The 19,272-nt window shown below is 59.0% G+C and carries 18 protein-coding genes; 14 read left to right on the plus strand and 4 right to left on the minus strand.

Annotated elements, in window-relative coordinates; translation table 11 throughout:
* Nucleotides 1-166: 166 nt before the first annotated feature.
* The 4 genes from AC6I79_RS05175 (at nucleotide 167) to glnB (ending at nucleotide 4,019) form a co-directional block, all read left to right on the plus strand.
* Complete coding sequence (locus AC6I79_RS05175) at nucleotides 167-1,594, plus strand: sensor histidine kinase (protein ID WP_125309208.1); 1,428 nt, start codon at nucleotides 167-169, stop codon at nucleotides 1,592-1,594.
* 3 nt (nucleotides 1,595-1,597) lie between these two features.
* Nucleotides 1,598-2,269 carry a two-component system QseEF-associated lipoprotein QseG gene (qseG, locus tag AC6I79_RS05180; RefSeq protein ID WP_021506537.1) on the plus strand — a complete coding sequence of 224 codons (672 nt, stop codon included), beginning with the start codon at nucleotides 1,598-1,600 and terminating at the stop codon, nucleotides 2,267-2,269.
* A 2-nt stretch (nucleotides 2,270-2,271) separates the two neighbouring features.
* Nucleotides 2,272-3,603 (plus strand): two-component system response regulator GlrR, encoded by a 1,332-nt coding sequence (glrR, locus tag AC6I79_RS05185; RefSeq protein WP_125309206.1) that lies wholly within the window; start codon nucleotides 2,272-2,274, stop codon nucleotides 3,601-3,603.
* 77 nt (nucleotides 3,604-3,680) lie between these two features.
* The gene (gene glnB / locus AC6I79_RS05190) at nucleotides 3,681-4,019 is read left to right on the plus strand and encodes a nitrogen regulatory protein P-II (protein WP_007886217.1); all 339 of its coding nucleotides are present in this window, start codon (nucleotides 3,681-3,683) and stop codon (nucleotides 4,017-4,019) included.
* A gap of 51 nt (nucleotides 4,020-4,070) precedes the next feature.
* Here glnB and hmpA read toward each other — a convergent pair whose 3' ends face one another.
* A complete protein-coding gene (gene hmpA, locus AC6I79_RS05195) occupies nucleotides 4,071-5,255 on the minus strand; it encodes an NO-inducible flavohemoprotein (RefSeq protein WP_125309204.1) in 1,185 nt (394 codons plus the stop codon).
* Between the two features lie 337 nt (nucleotides 5,256-5,592).
* Here hmpA and glyA point away from each other — a divergent pair, with 337 nt between their 5' ends.
* Entirely contained in the window at nucleotides 5,593-6,846 is a 1,254-nt protein-coding gene (gene glyA / locus AC6I79_RS05200) for a serine hydroxymethyltransferase (protein WP_021506540.1), read from the plus strand.
* Nucleotides 6,847-6,970: 124 nt separating this feature from the next.
* On the plus strand, nucleotides 6,971-8,107 hold the full coding sequence (locus AC6I79_RS05205; RefSeq protein ID WP_159378625.1) for a 3-phenylpropionate MFS transporter: 1,137 nt from the start codon (nucleotides 6,971-6,973) through the stop codon (nucleotides 8,105-8,107).
* Here AC6I79_RS05205 and csiE read toward each other — a convergent pair.
* Entirely contained in the window at nucleotides 8,104-9,372 is a 1,269-nt protein-coding gene (csiE, locus tag AC6I79_RS05210; RefSeq protein WP_058770857.1) for a stationary phase inducible protein CsiE, read from the minus strand. The two genes, AC6I79_RS05205 and csiE, sit on opposite strands and share 4 nt — an antisense overlap.
* A 158-nt stretch (nucleotides 9,373-9,530) precedes the next feature.
* Between csiE and AC6I79_RS05215 the strand changes: the two genes are divergently transcribed.
* The 3 genes from AC6I79_RS05215 (at nucleotide 9,531) to AC6I79_RS05225 (ending at nucleotide 12,339) form a co-directional block, all read left to right on the plus strand.
* On the plus strand, nucleotides 9,531-10,157 hold the full coding sequence (locus AC6I79_RS05215) for a DUF1007 family protein (protein WP_058758288.1): 627 nt from the start codon (nucleotides 9,531-9,533) through the stop codon (nucleotides 10,155-10,157).
* Nucleotides 10,148-11,125 carry a nickel/cobalt transporter gene (locus tag AC6I79_RS05220; protein ID WP_159378624.1) on the plus strand — a complete coding sequence of 326 codons (978 nt, stop codon included), beginning with the start codon at nucleotides 10,148-10,150 and terminating at the stop codon, nucleotides 11,123-11,125. The genes AC6I79_RS05215 and AC6I79_RS05220 overlap by 10 nt, the downstream gene beginning before the upstream one ends.
* 200 nt (nucleotides 11,126-11,325) lie before the next feature.
* On the plus strand, nucleotides 11,326-12,339 hold the full coding sequence (locus AC6I79_RS05225; protein WP_059009926.1) for a hypothetical protein: 1,014 nt from the start codon (nucleotides 11,326-11,328) through the stop codon (nucleotides 12,337-12,339).
* A 35-nt stretch (nucleotides 12,340-12,374) separates the two neighbouring features.
* On the opposite strand, the gene suhB is transcribed toward AC6I79_RS05225, so the two are convergent.
* On the minus strand, nucleotides 12,375-13,178 hold the full coding sequence (gene suhB, locus AC6I79_RS05230) for an inositol-1-monophosphatase (RefSeq protein ID WP_058758291.1): 804 nt from the start codon (nucleotides 13,176-13,178) through the stop codon (nucleotides 12,375-12,377).
* A gap of 122 nt (nucleotides 13,179-13,300) precedes the next feature.
* Between suhB and trmJ the strand changes: the two genes are divergently transcribed.
* The 5 genes from trmJ (at nucleotide 13,301) to sseB (ending at nucleotide 18,100) form a co-directional block, all read left to right on the plus strand.
* Nucleotides 13,301-14,044, plus strand: coding sequence for a tRNA (cytosine(32)/uridine(32)-2'-O)-methyltransferase TrmJ (gene trmJ / locus AC6I79_RS05235; protein ID WP_031279390.1), 744 nt, complete (start codon nucleotides 13,301-13,303; stop codon nucleotides 14,042-14,044).
* Between the two features lie 135 nt (nucleotides 14,045-14,179).
* A complete protein-coding gene (gene iscR / locus AC6I79_RS05240) occupies nucleotides 14,180-14,677 on the plus strand; it encodes a Fe-S cluster assembly transcriptional regulator IscR (RefSeq protein WP_031279392.1) in 498 nt (165 codons plus the stop codon).
* Between the two features lie 89 nt (nucleotides 14,678-14,766).
* Nucleotides 14,767-15,936 (plus strand): IscS subfamily cysteine desulfurase, encoded by a 1,170-nt coding sequence (locus tag AC6I79_RS05245; RefSeq protein ID WP_498027605.1) that lies wholly within the window; start codon nucleotides 14,767-14,769, stop codon nucleotides 15,934-15,936.
* Nucleotides 15,937-15,993: 57 nt separating this feature from the next.
* Nucleotides 15,994-17,280 carry an aminopeptidase PepB gene (gene pepB / locus AC6I79_RS05250; RefSeq protein ID WP_058758293.1) on the plus strand — a complete coding sequence of 429 codons (1,287 nt, stop codon included), beginning with the start codon at nucleotides 15,994-15,996 and terminating at the stop codon, nucleotides 17,278-17,280.
* Between the two features lie 52 nt (nucleotides 17,281-17,332).
* On the plus strand, nucleotides 17,333-18,100 hold the full coding sequence (sseB, locus tag AC6I79_RS05255) for an enhanced serine sensitivity protein SseB (protein ID WP_058758294.1): 768 nt from the start codon (nucleotides 17,333-17,335) through the stop codon (nucleotides 18,098-18,100).
* 193 nt (nucleotides 18,101-18,293) lie between these two features.
* Here the strand turns inward: sseB and sseA are convergent, their stop codons facing one another.
* Nucleotides 18,294-19,133 (minus strand): 3-mercaptopyruvate sulfurtransferase, encoded by an 840-nt coding sequence (gene sseA, locus AC6I79_RS05260; RefSeq protein ID WP_238561648.1) that lies wholly within the window; start codon nucleotides 19,131-19,133, stop codon nucleotides 18,294-18,296.
* Nucleotides 19,134-19,272: the final 139 nt, after the last annotated feature.

Raw genomic sequence — 19,272 nt, forward strand, 5'->3', positions numbered from 1 at the left:
TCAAGCACCGGACGCAACGTTGAGTTAGGCTCCACCTATTTTGCAGGCGATGCTGCGGCGTCGCTCTCACGGCAGGCCAAAAGGCCTGCCGTTTTCGTTTTCAGCCTTTCTAACCTTGCCGGACTTCGCTAGCATGCCTGCAACTCACCTCAAAGGAAGCACGGTTGTGAAGAGATGGCGTCTGTTTCCCCGATCCCTGCGGCAACTGGTTCTAATGGCCTTTCTGCTGGTGCTGCTGCCGCTGCTGGTGCTGGCATGGCAGGCGTGGGAAAGCCTTTCAGCATTGAGTAATCAGGCGGCGGACACCAACCGCAACACCTTCACCGACGTGCGTCGCAGCGAGGCGATGGCGCGCACGGCGCTGGAGCTGGAGCGTAGCTATCGCCAGTATTGCGTGCTGGGCGATGCCAGTCTGGCACGCCTGTATCAAACGCAGTGGAGTCGCTATGGCCAGATGCTCAGCAGCCATGCCGCCAGCCTGCCCGATTTGCCAACGTTCAAAATATTGCAGAGCGCGCTGCCGCAGCTGGAAAAGCTGCAGTGTGATAACGGCAATCTGCTGGCACCGGCGGCGAGCGCGCTGGAGGCGTTCTCCGCCGCCAACACCCGCATGGTGCAGGCCACGCGTGAAGTGGTGTTTTCACGCGGCCTGCAGCTGCAGCGCGAAATTGCCGATCGCGGCCAGTTTTTTGGCTGGCAGGCGCTGATACTGTTTTTGATCAGTCTGGTGCTGGTACTGCTGTTCACCGGCATGATTATCGGCCCGGTTAAGCGCGTCGAACGCATGATCAACCGGCTGGGTGAGGGCAAAACGCTGGGCAATAGCGTCAGCTTTCGCGGGCCGCGCGAAATTCGCTCGCTGGGACAGCGCATCGTCTGGCTCAGCGAACGTCTTAGCTGGCTGGAGGCACAGCGGCATGAGTTTCTGCGCCACCTGTCGCACGAACTCAAAACGCCGCTGGCCAGCCTGCGCGAAGGCACCGAACTGCTGGCCGACCAGGTTGCCGGCCCGCTCAATGCGGAGCAGCAGGAAGTTGTCGCCATTCTCGATACCAGCAGCCGTCATCTGCAGCGGCTGATTGAACAGCTGCTCGACTACAATCGCCGGCTGGCGGACAGCCCAATGCGGCTGGAACCGGTGGCTATCGACGCTATCATTGATAGCGTCGTCAGGGTGCACTCACTGCCCGCCAGCGCGCGCCAGATGCATACGCATATCGATCTGCAGGCCCGCTATTGTCTGGCGGAACCGACGCTGTTGCAGCGAGTGATTGATAACCTCTACTCGAACGCCGTGAACTACGGTAGCGAATCCGGTAACATCTGGCTGCAGAGCCAGCAGAAGGGCAACCAGGTGTGGATTGAGGTGGCGAACACCGGCACGCCGATTCCGGCTGAAGAGCAGGCGATGATCTTTGAGCCCTTTTATCAGGGGAGCCAGCAGCGCAAAGGGCCGGTGAAAGGCAGCGGGCTGGGATTAAGCATCGCCAAAGATTGCCTGCGCAGGATGCAGGGTGATTTGCAGTTGGTCACGCGCACGGACGCGGACGTCTGTTTTCGTATCATTTTGACTACCAGCGCCGGGAATGCCTGATTAATGAAACTCACATCCAGCCGATTTCTCGTCGGCGCACTGATTGCCATCGGCCTGAGCGCCTGTCAGGCGCCGCCCCAGAGCAGTACGCCGCGCGGTGCGGTGAACCTGCCGGAGCCGGACGTGCGCCTGGCGGATTATCTGGCCACCGATTGCCAGAATGTCTGGCAGATTGAAGCACCGGCGGCCATGAGCAATCCACTTTACTGGCAGCGCGCTATCGACTGCGGTGAGCGGCTGTCGGCGGCCGAAGCGCGGGCGGAAGCGCGGCGCTGGCCGGTACAGAACTGGGCGCGCGCCTTTAAGCAGGGCATCCTGCTGGCGAACGGCAACGTGACGCCGGTGGAGCGCCGTCAGTACGTTGATACGCTCGACAGCTATAGCGCGGATTATCCGGCGGCGGTGCGTCCATTGCTGCAGCTGTGGCGCAGTAACCAGGCCGCGCAGCTGGAGCTGAGCGAGGCGCGCGGCCGCTACGCCGCGCTGCAGCAAAGCAATGACGCCGAACTGGATCGCCTGCGTCAGCAGCAAACGCAACTGCGGCAAACGCTGGACGATACCCAGCGTAAACTGCAGCGACTGACTGACATCGAGCGTCAGCTGTCATCGCGCAAAGCGCCGGACAGCGGCGACAGCACACACGGTGCCAGCGATGCCCAAAGCGAGGAGCAGTAATCATGAAACAGGCCGCACGCTTACTGCTGGTGGATGACGATCCGGGCTTACTCAAGCTGCTCGGTATGCGTCTCAGCAGTGAAGGCTATCAGGTAGCGACCGCGGCCAGCGGGCCGGAAGCCCTGCGTCATCTGCAGAAAGAGAAAGTCGATTTGGTGATCAGCGATCTGCGCATGGATGAAATGGATGGCCTGGCGCTGTTTGCTGAAATCCAGAAGCGCCATACCGGACTGCCGGTCATCATCCTGACCGCGCACGGCTCGATTCCGGACGCGGTAGCCGCCACGCAGCAGGGCGTGTTCAGCTTTCTGACCAAACCGGTCGATCGCGATGCGCTATACAAAGCGATTGACGAAGCGCTGGCGCAGCGCGCGCCGGTCAGCGACGACGGCTGGCGCGAAGCGATCGTCACGCGTAATCCGCTGATGCTGCGGCTGCTGGAGCAGGCGCACATGGTGGCGCAATCTGACGTCAGTATATTGATTAACGGCCAGAGCGGCACCGGCAAAGAGGTGCTGGCGCAGGCGATTCATGCTGCCAGCCCTCGCGCCGGCAAACCTTTCATTGCCATCAACTGCGGCGCGCTGCCGGAACAGCTGCTGGAGTCGGAGCTGTTTGGCCACGCCAAAGGCGCCTTCACCGGTGCCGTAAGTGCGCGCGAAGGGCTGTTTCAGGCGGCGGAAGGCGGCACGCTGTTTCTCGATGAGATTGGCGACATGCCGCAGGCGCTGCAGGTAAAACTTCTCCGCGTGCTGCAGGAGCGCAAAGTGCGCCCGCTGGGCAGCAACCGCGATCTCGACATCAACGTGCGCATCATCTCTGCCACGCACCGCGATCTGCCGAAGGCGATGGAGAAGAAAAGCTTCCGCGAAGATCTCTACTATCGTCTCAACGTGGTGAATCTCAGGATCCCGGCACTGCACGAACGCGCCGAAGACATCCCGCTGCTGGCCAACCATCTGCTGCGCCAGTCGGCCGATCGCCACAAACCGTTTGTGCGCAGCTTCTCGGTCGATGCGATGAAACGGCTGGTGAGTGCCAGCTGGCCGGGAAATGTGCGCCAGCTGGTCAACGTGATTGAGCAGTGCGTGGCGCTTACTACGTCGCCGGTAATTAGTGACGCGCTGGTAGAGCAGGCGCTGGCTGGCGAGAACACGGCGCTACCGACCTTTGTCGAAGCACGCAACCAGTTTGAGCTTAACTATCTGCGCAAGCTGCTGCAGATGACCAAAGGTAATGTGACGCATGCGGCGCGTCTGGCTGGACGCAACCGTACCGAGTTTTATAAGCTGCTGTCGCGCCACGAACTGGACGCCAGCGAATTTAAAGAGTAGCTTGCTGCGGCAGCGTCAGGAACACTTATACTCATAGTTACCCGTCCATCATGGAGGGAGCGAAAAAAGGATCTGTGATGAAAAAGATCGATGCAATTATCAAACCATTCAAACTCGATGATGTGCGTGAAGCCTTAGCGGAAGTGGGCATCACCGGGATGACGGTTAGCGAAGTGAAAGGCTTCGGACGTCAGAAAGGCCACACCGAGCTGTATCGCGGTGCCGAATACATGGTCGATTTTCTGCCAAAAGTGAAAATCGAGATGGTGGTGGGCGATGATATCGTCGATACCTGCGTAGAAACCATCATGAAAACCGCGCAGACCGGTAAAATCGGCGACGGCAAAATCTTTGTCTTTGACGTGGCGCGCGTCGTGCGTATTCGTACCGGCGAGGAAGACGAAGAGGCCATCTGAGCCCTTCGCTCCTCACCAGACACAAAGCCTGCCGCGTGCAGGCTTTTTCATTTACAGCACTTTGTGCGGACCGAACACTTCGTAGTGGATACGGTCGGCGCTGATGCCGGCATCAGTCAGCTGGCGCGCAACAAACTGCATGAACGCCAGCGGGCCGCAAATCCAGAACTCACCCTCGGGCTGGGTCAGTGCGGTTGAGACGGTGGCTAAATCCATCAGACCCTGCGCGTCGTAACGTCCCGCGTCGTCAGCTTGCGGCTGGCGATACCAGACGTGGCGGCTAAAGCGCGGCAGTTGCGCGCCCAGCGCCGCGACCTCATCAGCAAACGCGTGCTGCGCGCCGTTTTCGGCGGCGTGCAGCCAGCATACCGCGGCCGAATGCTGCTGCTCCGCCAGGCTGGCCAGCATGGCTAACAGCGGCGTTTGCCCGACGCCTGCTGAGATCAGCGTCACCGGCGTCTGCGCTGCTGCCTGCAGGAAGAAATCCCCGGCCGGCGCGGCGCACTGCACGATATCGCCGACCTTCGCATGCTGATGCAGCCAGCCGGAGACGCTGCCCTGCGCTTCGTGCTTCACTGCAATGCGATAGGCTTTGCCATCCGGCAGATGCGTCAGCGAATACTGCCGGTGCTGAATATAGTCGCTGTCCGCCGGGCGCAGACTGAGGGTCAGATACTGACCGGGCAGGAAGTCCGCCACCGTCTCTCCATCATTCGGCACCAGCTCAATGCTTTTAATTACCGAGCTCTGCGCGGTAATCGCACGGATGCGGAAATCGCGCGCGCCGCGCCAGCCGCCGACCTTTTCTTCCGACGCACGGTAAATCGCTGCTTCACGCTGGATAAACACCTCAGCCAGCACGCCATAGGCTTTGCCCCACGCCGCCAGTACTTCATCGCCTGGATTGAGCAGCTCTTTAATCGTCGCCAGCAGGTTTTCCCCGACAATCGCGTACTGCGCCGGCTGAATATTCAGGCTGGCATGCTTCTGCGCAATTTTCTCCACCGCCGGCAGCAGCACCGCAAGATTTTCCAGGTTGCTGCCGTACGCGCAGATCGCGTTAAACAGCGCTTCACGCTGATTGCCGCTGCGCTGGTTGTTCATGTTAAACACGTTCTTCAGCTCGGGATGCTGCGTCAGCATCCGCTGATAAAAGTGACCGGTCAGCTGCGGGCCGAGTTGAGCAATCGCGGGCAGGGTAGATTTCACGGTGGCGATGGTTTGTGCGTCAAGCATGGGCTGATCCTCAGAGTAATTTTAAACATGCATTTTAAATGCATGTTATGCCTGTTGCCGCGCACTGTAAATCCCCCGTTTTGTCTGGGGTGACGAGTGACAATCTGCAGGCGGGCGCGCAAAGCTGAAAAATTTTCCCGCTGCTGATGAACAAATATCCGGTTTTCTTCCCCGTCTAAAAAGCGTAAAAATCCCGTGCCAGCGCCTTGCCAATCGTTTGCGTAAAAAGAGGGGATTGGCGCTACCGTCCCCTGGCAAAACCGTTTACACTGTTGGCCTTCGCCCCTTAGCCGGGGCTTAAACTGCCGTTAAAAAGTTGCTGAGTCAGGAGATGCGGATGTTAAAGCGTGATATGAACATTGCCGATTATGATGCCGAGTTGTGGCAGGCTATGGAGCAGGAGAAGGTGCGTCAGGAAGAGCACATTGAACTGATTGCTTCGGAAAACTACACCAGCCCACGCGTTATGCAGGCGCAAGGTTCACAGCTCACCAACAAATATGCCGAAGGCTATCCGGGCAAACGCTACTACGGCGGATGTGAATATGTGGATATCGTTGAGCAGCTGGCGATCGATCGCGCCAAAGCGCTGTTCGGCGCGGATTACGCTAACGTGCAGCCGCACTCCGGCTCCCAGGCTAACTTCGCGGTGTACACCGCGCTGCTGCAGCCGGGCGACACCATTCTGGGCATGAACCTGGCACACGGTGGTCACCTGACCCACGGTTCGCCGGTCAACCTGTCCGGTAAGCTGTACAACGTTATCCCTTACGGCATCGATGAAACCGGCAAAATCAATTACGAAGAGCTGGCCGAACTGGCGCAGACTCACAAGCCAAAAATGATCGTGGGCGGCTTCTCTGCTTACTCTGGCGTGTGCGACTGGGCCAAAATGCGTGAAATCGCCGACAGCATCGGCGCATGGCTGTTTGTTGATATGGCCCACGTTGCCGGTCTGATCGCTGCTGATGTGTACCCGAACCCGGTACCACACGCGCACATCGTGACCTCGACCACGCACAAAACGCTGGCCGGTCCGCGTGGTGGCCTGATCCTGGCGAAAAACGGCGACGAAGAGCTGTACAAAAAACTGAACTCCGCGGTGTTCCCGGGTGGTCAGGGCGGCCCGCTGATGCACGTTATCGCCGGTAAAGCCGTCGCGTTCAAAGAAGCCATGGAGCCGGAGTTCAAGGCTTATCAGCAGCAGGTCGCGAAGAACGCCAAAGCGATGGTGGAAGTGCTGCTGGAGCGCGGTTACAACATCGTCTCAGGCGGTACTTACAACCACCTGTTCCTGATCGATCTGGTGAGCAAAGGTCTGACCGGTAAAGAGGCGGATGCCGCTCTGGGCCGCGCCAACATCACCGTGAACAAAAACAGCGTACCTAACGATCCGAAGAGCCCGTTTGTGACCTCCGGTGTGCGTATCGGTACGCCAGCAGTGACCCGTCGCGGTTTCAAAGAAGCGGAAGTGCGCGAACTGGCGGGCTGGATCGCTGACGTTCTCGACAATATCAACGACGAAGCCACTATCGAGCGCACCAAACAGAAAGTGCTGGATATCTGTGCCCGTCTGCCGGTTTATGCCTGATTAGCGCTAAACCCGCAGTATGAAGAAGGATGGCGCAAGCCATCCTTTTTTTATTCCCTTTCGCAGGCGGCTTTGAGAAAGTAACGGCCATTCCGCGCACGGCGGAGCGTCAACAGGAGGAAACATGACCATCGGATCGGCCAGGTGGCTGGGACTGAGCTACTTCACCTACTTTTTCTGCTATGGCATCTATCTGCCGTTCTGGAGCGTGTGGCTGAAAGGCAACGGGCTGGATGCGGAAAAAATTGGCCTGCTGCTCGGCTGTGGCATGGTGGCGCGCTTTGCCGGCAGCCTGTTGATTGCTTCGCAGGTGAAAAATCCAGCACAGCTGATTGTTGCGCTGCGCCTGCTGGCGCTGGTGACCTGTCTGTTCGCGCTCGGTTTCTGGCTGGGCGGTCAGTGGCTGTGGCTGCTGCTGGTGATGATTGGTTTTAACCTGTTCTTCTCACCGCTGGTGCCGCTGAGTGATGCGCTGGCGGCCATCTGGACACAGCAAATCGGGCTGGCCTATGGTCCGGTACGGCTGTGGGGCTCGCTGGCGTTTGTTATCAGCTCGGCGCTTACCGGTATGCTGGTCAGCGCCTGGTCATCGCAGGTGATTCTGCTGCTGCTGAGCGTCGGTGCGCTGGCGATGCTGTCCGGCATGCTGCTGCCGCCACAAACCCGACCGCAGGGTGAGCTACGCCAGGGCGTGAGCGGTGGCTGGGCGGCATGGCGCGACCTGCTGCGCGAGAACAGCGTCTGGCGTTTCATGCTGTGCGTAACGCTGATGCAGGGCGCGCATGCCGCGTATTACAGCTTCAGCGCCATCTGGTGGCAGGAAGCGGGCTACTCCGCGTCAGTCGTGGGCTACCTGTGGTCGCTGGGCGTGGTGGCCGAAATCGTAATTTTTGCCCTGAGTAACCGGCTATTTCGCCGCTGGAGCGCGCGCGATCTGCTGCTGCTGTCCGGCGTGTGCGCACTGGTGCGCTGGACGCTGCTGGGTGCCAGCACAGCGCTACCGCTGTTGATTGTGGCGCAGATTCTGCACTGCGGCAGCTTTACCGTCTGCCATCTGGCGGCGATGCGCTTTATTGCTGCGCGCAAAGGCGCAGAAGTGATTCGTCTGCAGTCGCTCTATTCGGCTCTGGCAATGGGCGGCGGCATCGCGGTGATGACGATGGTTTGCGGCGTGCTGTTTACTCACCTGCACGGCCAGCTGTTCTGGGTGATGGCGCTGGTGGCGCTGCCGGCGCTGTTCCTGCGGCCACGCGCAGCTTAAGACTCCAGCAGCTGACGAATGCGCTGCTGCTGGTGATCGCTCAGCGGCAGCTCAGCGTGGATCAGCGGCGGCGAGTAGAGCGGCAGGGCGGTGGCGTAGGGCGTTACCACCAGTGCCACATCGCGCGGTGCGCCTTCACGCTGAAAGTGCAGCATATCCTGATAGGTAATATTGATTGGCAGCAGCATCATTTCCCGCAGCTGCTGCTCCAGCAGCTGTTCCAGCGCCGCGTCAGCGCCGGTCAGTAACAGCACCTGTTTCTCCTGTAGCGCGCTCTCCTGCATCAGCCAGCCTCCAAACTGCACCGCCACCAGGCTCACTTCTTCCGCGCTAAACTGCGTGCCGAAATCGCTGCTGAAGTGCTGCAGCGCGCGCGCCGTGGTACGCAGCAGGCGCGGATAGAGACGCGCCACGTCCAGCGCCACGCTGTTATCAATGCCGATGGCAAAGTGGCTGCGATCCAGCGCCTGCGCCAGGTGAGTATAGAGCTGCAGCTTCAGCTGCTGCTGATTTTTGATGCGCGTCTGCGCCAGTTGCTCAAAGCGGGCAATCAGCGCTTCCACCGCGGCCATCAGCTTGTGTGCCTGACTGTCCGCCAGCTGGCTGCCGTCTGGCGCGTGAATCAGGCTGAACAGCAGCGTCCAGAAATCGGTTTCGCTGACGTCCGGTGCCAGATGGCAACGTTTCTGCCAGTGATGGATCACGTCATCCGCTGCGCTACGTTCAATCTTCGCCGCCAGCCAGGCGCGCTGGCGCTCGCTGAACAGCGCCGTCTGACGCTGACACAGCGCATATTTCATGAAGATTTGCAGAAACAGCCGGTCGCGCGGCGTGAAATCGCGCGCCAGCCGCAGGCTGCAGTGCTGGATCAGCGCCTGCAGATTGGTTTCATCCCACAGCGCTTTCTCGATTTTCAGCACCTTCAGCCGCTGGCGCAGTGCCGGCGCAAAATGGGTGCAGACGAAATCCTGCGACAGGCGCAGCGCGCGGCGCAGCCAGTGCAGCAGGCACAGACGCCGGTCCAGTTCCGTGCCATGAATGCGAAAGCTGCCATCCACCATCTGGTGTAATTCCAGCTGGTGAAAGCGCTGTATCTCATCTCCGACATCCGCGATATCCTGTCGGGCGACAACAGGGTCCACGCCATTCAACTGGCAGAGCTTTTCAAGCGTTAACGCGGGAGCAGGCAGAAACAGCAGCAACAGCAGATGGCAACGACGCTGGGCGCGGCTGAAGAGGGGAGCAGTAGAATGCGCTGAACTCATCAATCGTGTTATCCGCAGGTCATTTTTCAGCTAAGAATAGCCAACTCCACGCGCTGACCCTGGCCTTTGTCATGACTTTTGTTCAGAGCTTCAGGGCGGGTCACAGTTTTTTCTGGCCCGGTATCCTTCTGACTTTAAAATTTGTTACTTTATAACATATGAAAATTGCGCTCGTTAGCTTTACGCTGTTGTTCAGCGGCGCCGTGTGGGCGCATCCACACAGCTTTATTGATATGCAGACCGAACTGATCGGTAAGGACGATCATCTCAGCGCGATGAAGATGGTATGGACCATGGATGAAATCACCTCCGCCGATCTGCTGTACGATGCCGGCAACGCCAAACCCGGCGAGGTGGTGTGGAAAAAGCTGGCGGCACAGGTAATGGCCAATGTGCTGGGCCAGCACTATTTTACCGAAGTGTGGCAGGATAAAAATCGGGTGAAATTTCTCAACCTGCCGCAGGAGTATCAGCTGTCGCGCAAGGGCAACAAAGCAGTGCTGGAGTTCATTGTGCCGTTCGGCGAACCGCAGTCGTTAAGCGCCAGGCAGTACCGCATCCAGACCTTCGATCCCAGTTACTTTGTTGATATGTATTATGACAATCCGCAAGCCATCACCATGGATGAGACCGTGAAAGCCCATTGCCAGTTTGACTTACACACGCCCAAACCGGATGACTCGCTAAAACAGTACGCGCTGTCGCTGGATAAAGCTGACGCACCGCCCGAGGATATGGATCTCGGCCAGCAGTTTGCCCAGACGGTAACCCTGACATGTCGTTGATTTCACTGCCTGGCGCTTCCCGTCGCTGGTGGCCACTGTGGCTGCTGGCTGCGCTGCTGATTAGCGCGGGCGCGTTGCTGTGGCTGCACTGGCCGCAGATTCTGCTGCAAAGCGTACTGTGGCAGAAGGTTCTGCACCGTGAGATGACGCAGCTCCTGCAACAGGTGGCGCAGCAGCCGCAGCAGGCCGGTGTCACGCTGATGTTGTTCAGCCTTGCCTATGGCGTGCTGCATGCGCTGGGGCCGGGCCACGGCAAAGTGGTGATCAGCACTTTTCTCGCTACCCATCCGGCGCAGCTGAAAACCAGCATGAAGCTGACGCTGCTGGCGGCGCTGTTGCAGGGCGCGGTGGCAATTGCTCTGGTGACGCTGATGCTGGTGGTGCTGCAAACCTCCTCGCGCCAGCTGCATCTCACCAGTTACTGGCTGGAGAAAGGCAGCTATTTGCTGGTGATGGCGCTCGGCGTCTGGGTTGGCTGGCGCGCGCTACAGGGGTTACGCCGCGCGTTCCGTCCGGCAACCGGGCTCCAGATTCGCGCGGTACGGCCGCATCATCAGCACCATGCTGACTGCGGCTGCGGTCATGCCCACCTGCCGAGCGCGCAACAGCTGGCCGGTGCGGTGAGCGGCAGAACCCAGGCGCTGGTGGTGCTGTCGATGGGGCTGCGGCCCTGTTCCGGTGCCATCATGATGCTGTTGTTTGCCAAAGTGATTGGCGTATATGGCTGGGGCGTGGCCTCGGCGCTGACCATGGCGCTGGGCACCGCGCTCACCGTGTCGCTGCTGGGTTTGCTGGTGCAGCGCTCGCGCGTGCTGGCGGTGCGCCTCGGCAGGGTCAGCAGCAGAGGGGCAGCGGAATGGTTGTTGCCGGCCGTGATGCTGGCTGGCAGCCTGCTGTTGCTGCTGGCCGGCTTTATTTTATGGCACAGTGCTACGCCCGGCTTCGGTGGCGGTCTGCGTCCTTTTTAATTAATACGCTTTAAAAAATAAGCGCAGCATGTTCACTGAATATGCTGCGTTTTTTTCTGCCCGTTACGCATAGTTAAATTTCTGTTGCCTGGCGATCTGGTGAAAAGAGTTTTCTCTGTCTACGCTAGATAATATCAAAAAGACAGGGTGTGCTCTTATATGCGTTACTCTTTATCGTCAATGTTTGCGAGGAAATAAATATGCCTGAAACCTGGACTAATAATGGCAGCACGGAAACGGTAGTGGAAACGCATGGCGGTGTTCCGTTAAAACGCATTTCCTGGAGTGCCGTATTTGCAGGGGTGATTGCGGCCTTAATCATTCATATTCTGCTGGGGCTGCTGGGGACAGCGATCGGGGCCACGACTATCGATCCGCAGCAGGAACAAAATCCGCTGGAGCACCTTGGCACTGGTGCGCTGATCTGGACCGGCGTCAGCATGCTGATTGCGCTGGCGGTCGGTAGCTACGTTGCCGGGCGGCTGGCACAGCGCGAAGGTGCGCTGCACGGGCTGCTGATGTTTGGCGTCAGCACATTGATTACGCTGTGGCTGGCGATCTCACTTGCCAGCGGTATTATCGGTGGCGCCTTTAATATTTTAGGCTCCGGTTTTAACGCCCTGGGTAACGGTATTTCTGCGGTAGCACCTTCGGTAACCAATATGGCGAAAGAGAAGCTGCAGGAAAATAATATCAACCTTGATGATCTGCAAAATGAATTGCAGACCACGCTGCGCCAGACGGGCAAACCGGAATTGCAGCCGGAAAATTTACAGCAGGATGTAAATAGCGAAGCGAATAATGCGCAAAACCAGGCGAAACAGACGGCACAGAATCCACAGAATGCCGACAATGATATTGCCAATTGGATCCGTGGTGTACTGAGTCGTCATGCCGATACGCTGCAAGCTGCAGACCGTGATGCGCTGAAAAACATTATTAAAGCGCGGACCGGAAAAAGCGATCAGGAAGCGGAACAGATCGTCAATCAGACTGAGCAGAGCTATCAACAGGCGATGCAGAAATATCAGCAGCTGAAGCAGGAAGCGGAGCAGAAAGCGCGTGAAGCCGCAGAGAAAGCCGCGGCGGCAACGGCGAAAGCCAGCTGGTTTGCCTTCTTCATGATGCTGATCGAGGCGGTGCTGGCGGCGGTCCTCGGCGGTGTCGGTCGGCGTACCCAGCCGCGCACCGTGTTAACCCACGAGCGTCGGTAATAAAAAAGGCGGCTGATTCAGCCGCTTTTTTTTGCTTAGCGCTTCAGCGCTTCGCTCAGTTCTTCGCGCATGCTGGCCAGCATCGCCTTCACCACACGCGGGTTACCGGCCACCAGGTTGCCAGACAGCATATAGCCGTGGTTACCGGTGAAATCGGTCACCAGACCGCCCGCTTCACGCACCAGCAGTTCACCGGCAGCGAAATCCCATGGCTTCAGGCCAATCTCAAAGAAACCGTCAACGCGACCTGCGGCCACATAGGCCAAATCCAGCGCAGCAGAGCCGGTACGGCGGAAATCAGCGCACTGGGTAAACAGTTTTGCCACGATGTTGATGAACGGCGTGGCGTGCTGCTTCAGCTTGAACGGGAAGCCGGTAGCCAGAATGGTGCCGTCGAGGTCACGCGCCGTGCTGCCGCGCAGGCGATAGCCGTTAAGCTGCGCACCCTGACCGCGTACCGCGGTGAACAGTTCGTTACGCATTGGATCGTAAACCACCGCCACTTCGGTGCGGCCTTTGATGCGCACGGCGATTGAAACAGCAAAGTGGGGCAGACGTTTGATGAAGTTGGTGGTGCCATCCAGGGGATCGATTACCCATTGAACATCCTGATCGTCGCCCGCCAGCTCACCGCTTTCTTCGGTGATGATGGTGTGTTGCGGGTAGGATTTGCGAATCACTTCGACAATCAGACGTTCTGCGTCGCGGTCAACATTGGTAACGAAGTCGTTGCTGCCTTTCTGGCTGGCTTCGACGGCGTCCGGGGTTTCATAATTCTTGGCAATTAAATTTCCGGCCTTGCGCGCTGCGCGCACGGCGATGTTGAGCATCGGATGCATCGGTATCTCTCACTGGATGTTAAAGAACGGGGTGAAAACGGCGCGGAGTATATCAGGGTGTTCAGCAAATGTCCTGCTTTTATGTTAGGATGCGCGCCATCATTTCCTTATCGCTATCTATTATGCTGCAAAATATCCGAATCGTACTGGTAGAAACCTCGCACACCGGCAACATGGGTTCCGTTGCCCGCGCCATGAAAACCATGGGCTTAAGCAACCTGTATCTGGTCAATCCGCTGGTGAAACCGGACTCGCAGGCTATTTCACTGGCTGCCGGTGCCAGCGATGTGATCGGTGAGGCGAAGATCGTCGATACGCTGGATGAGGCGATTGCCGGCTGTAGCCTGGTGGTGGGCACCAGCGCACGCTCGCGCTCGCTGCCGTGGCCAATGCTTGACTCGCGTGAATGCGGCATCAAAAGCGTGGAAGAGGGCCAGCAGGCGCCGGTGGCGCTGGTGTTTGGTCGCGAGCGCGTGGGCCTGACCAACGAAGAGCTGCAGAAGTGCCACTATCATGTCGCCATTCAGGCCAACCCGGAGTACAGCTCGCTCAACCTGGCGATGGCGGTGCAGATTATTGCCTATGAAGTGCGCATGGCGTGGCTGGACGCGCAGGAGAAAGCCAGTCCGCAGCCGCAGTATGAAGCCTCACCGTATCCGCTGGTTGACGATCTGGAGCGCTTCTATCAGCACATCGAGCAGATGATGCTGAACAGCGGTTTTATCCGCCAGGGCACACCGAGCCAGGTGATGAGCAAACTGCGTCGCCTCTATACCCGTGCGCGTCCGGAGCGCGACGAACTCAACATTCTGCGCGGCATGCTGTCGTCGTTTGAAAAACCCAAAAACGACAAGGGTAATAGTTGAGTAAAACACCAGGTTAAATAGTTGAGCGAAATACTCGGTTAAATAGTTGACCAAAATACTCGGGAATGTCAGACTGGCCTCCATTCTTCAGATAACCCGCCGACTCGCTGGCGGACGCTTACGAGGTTGTATGCTATGAGACTGACATCCAAAGGACGTTATGCCGTAACCGCTATGCTGGACGTTGCCCTGCACTCGCACGAGGGCCCGGTACCGCTGGCCGATATTTCAGAGCGTCAGGGCATTTCGCTCTCCTATCTGGAGCAGTTATTCTCGCGTCTGCGTAAGCACGGTCTGGTGGCCAGCGTGCGGGGTCCGGGCGGCGGTTATCTGTTAGGCAAAGACGCCGGCGCGATTGCGGTCGGCGCGGTGATTACCGCGGTGGACGAATCCGTTGACGCCACCAAATGCCAGGGTAAAGAGGGTTGCCAGGGCGGCGAGCGCTGCCTGACCCACGTTCTGTGGCGCGACCTGAGCGAGCGCATCAGCGATTTCCTCAACAACATCACGCTGGCGGAACTGGTGAATAACCAGGAGATCCTCGACGTGGCCGATCGCCAGAACAGCGTTGATAACCGTCGCTTCCAGCAGCATCGCGTGCAGGAAACCATCAACGTCAATCTGCGCGCCTGATCCTCTCCCGTTCAGCCTCTGCTGTTAACCCAGGAGAGGCTGAATCGTGCTATAAAGACGTATGATTTTTTATACGGAGTTTTAGCGCAATGAAATTACCGATCTACCTGGATTACGCAGCGACAACGCCTGCGGATCCGCGTGTCGCCAGCAAAATGATGCAGTTCCTCACTTTGGATGGCACCTTCGGTAACCCCGCTTCCCGTTCCCACCGTTTTGGCTGGCAGGCTGAAGAGGCCGTTGACGTGGCGCGCAACCAGGTTGCCGAACTGATCAACGCCGATCCACGCGAAATCGTGTTTACCTCCGGTGCCACCGAGGCCGATAACCTGGCGCTCAAAGGCACGGCGCAGCAGCATCAGTCGCGCGGTAAACACATCATCACCAGTCAGACCGAACATAAAGCGGTGCTCGACAGCTGTGCTCAGCTGGCGCGCGAAGGCTTTGAGGTCACCTTTCTGCAGCCCGGTGCGGACGGCATCGTCACGCCTGCGATGCTGGAAGCGGCACTTCGCGACGACACCGTGCTGGTGTCGCTGATGCACGTCAATAATGAAACCGGCGTGATTCAGGACATCGCCGCGCTGGGCGCGCTGTGTCACGCGCGCGACATCCTGTTCCACGTGGACGCCACGCAAAGCGTGGGCAAGCTGCCGCTCGACGTCAGCACGCTGCCGGTGGATTTGATGTCGTTCTCAGCGCACAAGCTGTACGGGCCGAAAGGCATCGGCGCGCTGTGGGTGCGGCGTAAACCAAAACTGCAGATCGACGCGCAGATGCACGGCGGTGGTCACGAGCGCGGCATGCGTTCGGGGACCTTGCCGGTGCATCAGATTGTCGGCATGGGCGAAGCCTATCGCATCGCGCGCGAAGAGATGGCGGACGAGAGCGCGCGCCTGGCTACGCTGCGCCATCGTCTGTGGCAGGGCATCAGCACGCTAAGCGACGTACAGCTCAACGGTTCACTCGAACAGGGCGCGCCGAATATCCTCAATATCAGTTTTGCCCACGTCGATGGCGAATCGCTGATCATGGCGCTGAAAGATCTGGCGCTGTCGTCGGGATCCGCCTGTACTTCTGCCAGCCTTGAACCTTCCTACGTTCTGCGCGCCATGGGCGTGGATCAGCAGCTGGCTTACAGCTCGCTGCGCTTTTCGCTGGGTCGCTTTACCACGCAGGAAGAGATCGATTATGCCATAGGGGTGGTACATAAGGCGGTAACGCGCTTACGGGCGCTGACGCCGGCCACTTCCCGCTAAATTTTCGCCCTGCGCCGGTCAGTGCGCAGGGATAACAAACGCAAACGGAGCCACGCGATGACAACACAACCCATGACGATTACGCTCAGCTCCCAGGCCGCCGACGCGCGCTGGGGCGAGAAAGCCTTGCTGAGCAGCAATGAAAGTGGCATGACCGTTCACCTGACCGGTGCCGATGCGCTGATGAGCATTCAACGTGCCGGACGCAAGCTGGACGGTCAGGGCATCCGCCACGTCGCGCTGAGCGGCGAAGGCTGGGATCTGGAGAAATGCTGGGCGTTCTGGCAGGGTTTCCGCAGCCCGAAAGGCCAGCGTCAGGTCGAATGGCCGACGCTGAGTGAGGCCGATCAGGCCGAATTCGATCGTCGCCTGAAGATCGTTGACTGGGTGCGCGACACCATCAACCTGCCCGCGGAAGATCTCAGTCCGGAGCAGCTGGCGCACAGCGCCATCGATCTGATCAGCGAAGTAGGCGGTGACGCGGTGAGCTATCGCATCATCAAAGGTGAGGATCTGCGTGAGCAGGGCTATGCCGGAATTCATACCGTAGGCCGCGGCTCGACGCGTCCGCCGGTGCTGCTGACGCTGGACTTCAACCCCGGCGGCGACGACAGCACACCGGTGTACGCCTGCCTGGTGGGCAAAGGCATCACCTTTGATACCGGTGGTTATAGCCTGAAGCAGAGCGCGTTTATGGATTCGATGAAATCCGACATGGGCGGCGCAGCAACGGTGACCGGTGCGCTGGCGCTGGCGATTGCGCGCGGCCTGGATAAACGCGTGAAGCTGTTCCTGTGCTGCGCCGATAACATGGTAAGCGGCAACGCGTTCCGCCTTGGCGACATCATCCGCTATCGCAACGGGAAATCGGTGGAAGTGATGAACACCGACGCCGAAGGGCGTCTGGTGCTGGCCGATGGACTGATCGACGCCAGCGAACAGCGTCCGCAGCTGCTGATTGATGCGGCCACGCTGACCGGTGCCGCGAAAACCGCGCTGGGCAACGATTACCATGCGCTGTTTACCTTTGACGACGTGCTGGCGGAGTCGCTGCTGGGCAGCGCCACCAGCGAGAATGAAGCCTTCTGGCGTCTGCCGCTGGCCGAATTCCACCGCAACCACCTGCCGTCCAACTTTGCCGATCTAAATAACATCGCCAGCGCGGCACATGCAGCGGGCGCCAGCAGCGCGGCAGCGTTCCTCTCATGGTTCGTCAGCAACTATCAGCAGGGCTGGCTGCACATTGACTGCTCCGCGACCTATCGCAAAAGCGCGGTCGATCAGTGGTCCGCCGGTGCGACAGGCCTTGGCGTGCGGACCATTGCCAATCTGTTACTGAAATAATCCCGACAACGGCAGGCTGCAACCTGCCGTCTTTTTTGGAAGCCTATCCCTTATGAGTAACCGTCTTGAAGAGGTGCTGAAGCTGGCGGCCACCGAGCCTGCGCACCGTCCGGAATTTTTCCAGCTATTGCTGGAGGCCGATGTCTGGGTGCCGGGCGAAAGTCCCGCGGAGCAGTTTGATGCCACCTCGCCGGTAGAATTACAGCACTGGGAGAAAGAGGGCGGCGGCAGCGTGATCCCTTTCTTTACCTCAGAAGCAGCGATGAGCGAAGCCATCCAGGGTGAGCAGCCGTACCTGCGTTTACCGACGCGCACGCTGTTTGAAATGACGCTGGGCGAAACGCTGTTCCTCAATCCAAAACTGCCGGCCGGCAAAGAGTTTTCACCCGGTGAGATCGCGCATCTGCTGGGCGAAGAGGGCAGTGCGCTGAGCCAGCAAACGGTGCTGGAGGGCGGTCATGCGCTGCTTCTTTCAGAAGTGGCCGAGCCGCCAGCGCAGATGATCGATTCGCTGACCCAGCTGTTTGCGAAATACAAACAGGTGCGTCGCGCCTACGTTGCCAGCATTCGTGAGCGTGCCGATGAACAGGCGAATCTGTTGATTGGGATTGAAGCCGACAGCGATATTGATGCGATTATTCAGGCGGCCGGCAGCGTGGCGACCGATACGCTGCCCGATGACGCGCCAATTGATATCTGTGAAGTGGTCAGCAACGAGCAGGGTGTCAGCCATTTCTTCACCGCGCACATTACGCCGTTTTATGAGCGCCGCTGGGGCAGTTTCCTGCGCGATTTCAAAGGCAGCCAGCGGATTATCTAGTGCCGGTGCGCATCAGTGCGCCGGTAAATCGCACCGATGCTACCAGGTGCGCATAAATGCGCACCCTACACGTAGGGTCGCCGTTCACGGCGACCGGATAAATGTGTGTAACATCCGACAACGCGCACCTTACGGCGACCTGATAAATGTGCACAACATCCGACAACGCGCACCTTACGGCGACCGGATACACTTATTTCTCAATCGGTAAATCGTCGCGGCTGCCCCATTCTCCCCACGAACCGTCGTACAGCGTCACATCACGCACGCCCAGTGCGGTCAGCGCCAGAATCACCACCACCGCCGTCACGCCGGAGCCGCAGCTGGCGACAATCGGCTGATCCAGCTTAATCCCTGCCTTTGCAAACAGATCGCGCAGCTCGGCGGCCGGTTTCAGCTCACCGTTGGCCACCAGATTGTTCCACGGCATATTCAGACTGTGCGGGATATGGCCGCGCAGCAGGCCGGGACGCGGCTCATCCACTTCGGCATTGAAACGGTTGGCCGCGCGCGCATCGACAATCTGCGCGCCGCCCTCGTGGCTGATCAGCAGGACATCGGTCAGGCGCTTCACCTGGCTGCTGTCGTACTGCGCGTCGAACTCGCCCTCAGGCAAATCAACCGGACCGGTAGCCAGGCTGAAGCCAGCGGCTTTCCAGCCCTGCAGGCCGCCCGCCAGAATCGACACCTGCTTACAGCCAAAGGCGCGCAGCATCCACCAGGCGCGCGGCGCGGAAAACAGATTGCCTTCGTCGTACACCACCAGATGCTTATCCTGGCTGATGCCCAGCTCGCGCATCGCCACGGCAAAGGTCTCTGCGCGCGGCATCATATGCGGATACGGGCTGGTGTGATCGGACAGCGCTTCGATGTTGAAAAAAGGCGCATCCGGCAGATGCCCGGCCAGATACTCCGCCGTGATATCGCGCACCGCTTCCTGACCTGGCGGCAGCATGCGGGCATCCAGCACCTGCAAACGCTCTTCGTGGTAATGTTCATTCAACCAATCAGCGGACACAAACATGGCTGTCATAGCAACCTCTTCTCCATCAGCGGCAAAGGCCCAGTGTCCGGGAATGTGAAGGCTATCTCAAGGGTAACATTGCTAAAGTTGGCGGCTTGATGTGAAATTGCGCAGCACAACACGTTTAACCTTTTGGGGCTGGTGAGGG

This window comes from gamma proteobacterium symbiont of Scutellera amethystina, assembly GCF_059730845.1.

Excerpts from the sequence above, each read along its gene's own strand:
- trmJ (WP_031279390.1), top strand. The coding sequence starts at position 13,301 with ATGCTGCAAAATATCCGAATCGTACTGGTAGAAACCTCGCACACCGGC.
- sseA (WP_238561648.1), bottom strand. The coding sequence starts at position 19,133 with ATGACAGCCATGTTTGTGTCCGCTGATTGGTTGAATGAACATTACCAC.
- hmpA (WP_125309204.1), bottom strand. The coding sequence starts at position 5,255 with ATGCTTGACGCACAAACCATCGCCACCGTGAAATCTACCCTGCCCGCG.
- qseG (WP_021506537.1), top strand. The coding sequence starts at position 1,598 with ATGAAACTCACATCCAGCCGATTTCTCGTCGGCGCACTGATTGCCATC.
- AC6I79_RS05205 (WP_159378625.1), top strand. The coding sequence starts at position 6,971 with ATGACCATCGGATCGGCCAGGTGGCTGGGACTGAGCTACTTCACCTAC.
- AC6I79_RS05225 (WP_059009926.1), top strand. The coding sequence starts at position 11,326 with ATGCCTGAAACCTGGACTAATAATGGCAGCACGGAAACGGTAGTGGAA.
- AC6I79_RS05245 (WP_498027605.1), top strand. The coding sequence starts at position 14,767 with ATGAAATTACCGATCTACCTGGATTACGCAGCGACAACGCCTGCGGAT.
- glnB (WP_007886217.1), top strand. The coding sequence starts at position 3,681 with ATGAAAAAGATCGATGCAATTATCAAACCATTCAAACTCGATGATGTG.
- sseB (WP_058758294.1), top strand. The coding sequence starts at position 17,333 with ATGAGTAACCGTCTTGAAGAGGTGCTGAAGCTGGCGGCCACCGAGCCT.
- glrR (WP_125309206.1), top strand. The coding sequence starts at position 2,272 with ATGAAACAGGCCGCACGCTTACTGCTGGTGGATGACGATCCGGGCTTA.
- AC6I79_RS05220 (WP_159378624.1), top strand. The coding sequence starts at position 10,148 with ATGTCGTTGATTTCACTGCCTGGCGCTTCCCGTCGCTGGTGGCCACTG.
- csiE (WP_058770857.1), bottom strand. The coding sequence starts at position 9,372 with ATGAGTTCAGCGCATTCTACTGCTCCCCTCTTCAGCCGCGCCCAGCGT.
- AC6I79_RS05215 (WP_058758288.1), top strand. The coding sequence starts at position 9,531 with ATGAAAATTGCGCTCGTTAGCTTTACGCTGTTGTTCAGCGGCGCCGTG.
- suhB (WP_058758291.1), bottom strand. The coding sequence starts at position 13,178 with ATGCATCCGATGCTCAACATCGCCGTGCGCGCAGCGCGCAAGGCCGGA.
- iscR (WP_031279392.1), top strand. The coding sequence starts at position 14,180 with ATGAGACTGACATCCAAAGGACGTTATGCCGTAACCGCTATGCTGGAC.
- pepB (WP_058758293.1), top strand. The coding sequence starts at position 15,994 with ATGACAACACAACCCATGACGATTACGCTCAGCTCCCAGGCCGCCGAC.
- glyA (WP_021506540.1), top strand. The coding sequence starts at position 5,593 with ATGTTAAAGCGTGATATGAACATTGCCGATTATGATGCCGAGTTGTGG.